Here is a 3,438-nt window from a genome sequence, read left to right on the forward strand (position 1 = left end):
TTTTAGATGGCCAACATTAAATTTTCTGACAATTCATTGAAAAATGAGAGAAGACATGATATAATGGAACGTAAAAAAAATTCAGGCTTCCTGAACTAATAGGAGAAAATAATGAAAAAACTAGGTTTCGTCCTTTTATCTTCAGCCTTGCTATTGACTGCTTGTGCTAATAATCAATCTAAGCCAAGCAACACAAATGATTCCTCTAAGGTGACAGCCTTGTCTGAAGACAAGCAAAAAATGCTGGATAAGGCCACTGCTGACTATAAGACTTTTGTACAAGAGCAAATTGATAAACTTTTGACAGATACGGAAGGCTTTGTCAAACTGTTGAAAGAAGGCAAATTAGAAGAGGCTAAGAAGGTTTATCCACTGATTCGTATGTCTTATGAGCGTTCAGAACCGATTGCAGAAAGTTTTGGTGAGTCAGATGTCAAGATTGACTTCCGTTTAGCAGACTACGTAGATGAAAATAAGACTGAGGAAGGCTGGTCTGGTTTCCACCGTATCGAGCGTATCCTTTGGGAAGATAATACCACAAAAGGGACTGAAAAATACGGTGATCAATTGGTCAATGATATTAAGGAATTGAAAGCTAAGATTGCGACTGTAGATGTGGACTACAAGGTAATGTTGACTGGAGCAGTTGACTTGCTTAATGAAGTAGCGACAAGCAAGATTACAGGTGAAGAGGAAATCTATTCTCATACAGATTTGTACGATTTCCGTGCTAATATCGAGGGTGCTGAGAAAATTTTCCAACTATTTAAACCTTTACTAGAAAAATCAGATGCTGATTTAGTTAAAGAATTAGAAGCTGATTTCAAATCTGTTAATAGTTTGCTGGATAAACACATGACAGACAAGGAACACTACAAACTCTATACTGATTTGACAAAAGAAGACACCAAGGAATTGGCTGAAGCCGTGACAAAACTTGGTGAACCTCTATCACAAATGGGCAAATTTCTTGATGGAGAATAAGCAGTATGACTGATAAAGATGAAAAGTTTTTTGAGAAAAAAATGGACCGTCGAGAATTTCTAAAAAAAGCGGGTATTGGAGGTGCTGGACTAGCGCTAGGGCTCTCTGGTGCTTCTGCTTTTTTCGCACCTAAACTAGGAAATCAAGAAAACATCTCGTACGGTAATGAAAAGATTGCTTTTTATGGCAAGCATCAGGCTGGGATTAGTACGCCCATGCAAAAAAATATCTATTTTGTCGTTTTGGACTTGCATACGACGGATAAGGATAAGATTATCCAGTTGTTCAAGGATTGGACGGATTATAGTGCCAAGTTGGTCGAGGGGGAATTGGTTAAAAAAGATGGTCAGAATGCTCTCTTGCCACCTAGTGACACTGGAGAAACCGTGGGGCTAAATCCTCATCGTTTAACGTTGACTTTTGGTGTGTCTGCTAGTTTCCTGAAAAAGATGAAATTAGAGCAAAAACGTCCTCAACTTTTTAAGGATTTACCTCCCTTCCCAAAAGAGCAACTGCGTGAAAAATATACTGGGGGAGATATTGTTATCCAAGCCTGTGCAGATGACGAGCAAGTTGCTTTTCATGCTATTCGCAACCTTATCCGTAAAGGGAGAAATGCGGTGACTCTCCGTTGGAGTCAGTCAGGTTTTGCAGCCATTGGAGATCGTCTGGAGACACCCCGCAACCTTTTTGGTTTCAAGGATGGAACAGCCAATGTGACCAAAGAGAAGGATTTTGATCGTGTTGTCTGGGCAGACAGCAAGGATTGGATGCAAAATGGATCCTATATGGCCGTTCGCCGCATCCAGATGTTTCTCGATACTTGGGATCGAACCAATCTTGAAGAGCAAGAAAATACCTTTGGTCGCTACAAGGAAAGTGGCGCTCCCTTTGGTAAGAAGAATGAGTTTGATGAAGTGGATTTAAGTCTTTTGCCAGATGATTCGCATGTTCGATTAGCTAAAGAGGTAGATAAGCCACTCTTACGTCGATCCTATTCATATTCAGATGGAATTGATGAAAAGACTGGACAATTTGACACAGGCTTGCTCTTTATTTCTTTCCAAAAGGATCCAGATCATTTTATCAAGGTTCAAACTAACCTTGGAGCTACAGACAAGATGAATGAGTATGTAACCCACATCGGTAGCGGTCTCTTTGCCTGCTTTGGTGGAGTAGAGAAAGGAGGCTATATTGGTCAAAAATTATTGGAAGATTAACATTTGTTTCTTAGCTTTGTCTTTTCTCTTGTTAGCTGTTTTTCCCGTTAGCGCACAGGAAAGCCTGAGTTCATATTTTGTAAAGATAACGGATGCCTCTAAGGCTGTAAAAAATGATAATCAGGCAGAAGCCAAAGCTCTTGTTAGAGAAATGGCGACGGATTTTGAAAAAGTAGAACATTCTGATTCGGAAGCTGGTAAGATCGTCAAGGAAAAGCTTGCTCTGACAGGAGATATAAGTGAGGAAAATCTGACACAGATTTCATCTGCTCTTCTTGCATTTGAGAAAGAGCAAAATCCAGTAGATCTTGATGCTGAAAAAGAAAAGCTTGTTAGTCGACTAAGACCGCGTTTTGAGGTTCTGGATAAGGCAATTTCTTCCAAAGACATAGAGCAAATTCGAGAAGCCTATAAAAAGATGAATTCCACTTGGACCATCAATGAGAGTGTTGTCCGTGACAACAATACAGCTCATTATGGTCAAGTAGAAACAGCTATTTCTTTCTTACGGAGTAGTATCGAAACAGAGCCGACAGATTATAATGCAATTCAGACTTCTTTTAATGACTTGAAAACTGCTATTGATAACTTTGTGGCTGGCAAAGAAGTCGCAGAAGCATCTTCTGATTTAAGTCTCAAAGACGGTATTGCCCTTTTGAAGAAGGCTTTGGAACAATTCCAAGCTGGTGACCAAGCATCAGGGGCAGCTAGTATGAAGGAATTCATCACTATCTGGCCAACGATTGAGGGTTCTGTTAGCACGACCAATCCTTCCCTCTATACACGAGTTGAAAGCGAAAGTCCTGTAATCATGGTCAAGGGAAGTGAGAAGGAATATCAAGAAAAATTAGAAAAACTGATTGCGGATTTATCTCAAATTGATACCAATGCAAGCTACAATGCTTTTGATGCTATGCTCATTCTCCTACGGGAAGGAGTGGAGGCCCTCTTAATCGTCATGGCTTTGGTCACAACTCTAAAAGCAGCCAAGATGCGCAAAGGACTCAAGTGGGTATATGGTGGGGCCCTAACAGGTATCGCTGCGAGTCTAGTGATTGCATTTATATTACAAATTGCCTTTCCTGCTGTAATATCGGGGGCTAATCGTGAAATCATCGAAGGAGTTGTTGGTATTTTCGCAGTAGTGATGATGATTTTGATCGGAATCTGGCTTCATAGTAAATCCTCGGTCAAAAAATGGAATGACTTTATGGATTCCCAGATGAAAACTGTG

The 3,438-nt window shown here is 40.3% G+C and carries 3 protein-coding genes; all 3 read left to right on the top strand.

What is annotated here, in order from left to right; translation table 11 throughout:
• The first annotated feature begins 111 nt into the window (after nt 1-111).
• Complete coding sequence (efeO, locus tag SORDD27_RS03135; RefSeq protein WP_061427254.1) at nt 112-984, top strand: iron uptake system protein EfeO; 873 nt, start codon at nt 112-114, stop codon at nt 982-984.
• Between the two features lie 5 nt (nt 985-989).
• Complete coding sequence (gene efeB, locus SORDD27_RS03140) at nt 990-2,204, top strand: iron uptake transporter deferrochelatase/peroxidase subunit (protein ID WP_061427256.1); 1,215 nt, start codon at nt 990-992, stop codon at nt 2,202-2,204.
• On the top strand, nt 2,179-3,438 hold a 1,260-nt coding region (locus SORDD27_RS03145), incomplete at its 3' end, for an FTR1 family iron permease (RefSeq protein WP_231069278.1). The genes efeB and SORDD27_RS03145, both read left to right, overlap by 26 nt.

Source organism: Streptococcus oralis, assembly GCF_001579025.1.
Lineage (GTDB): Bacteria > Bacillota > Bacilli > Lactobacillales > Streptococcaceae > Streptococcus > Streptococcus oralis_X.

Bases quoted from the DNA above. Each gene is read 5' to 3' on its own strand.
- efeO (WP_061427254.1), top strand. From the start codon at position 112: ATGAAAAAACTAGGTTTCGTCCTTTTATCTTCAGCCTTGCTATTGACT.
- efeB (WP_061427256.1), top strand. From the start codon at position 990: ATGACTGATAAAGATGAAAAGTTTTTTGAGAAAAAAATGGACCGTCGA.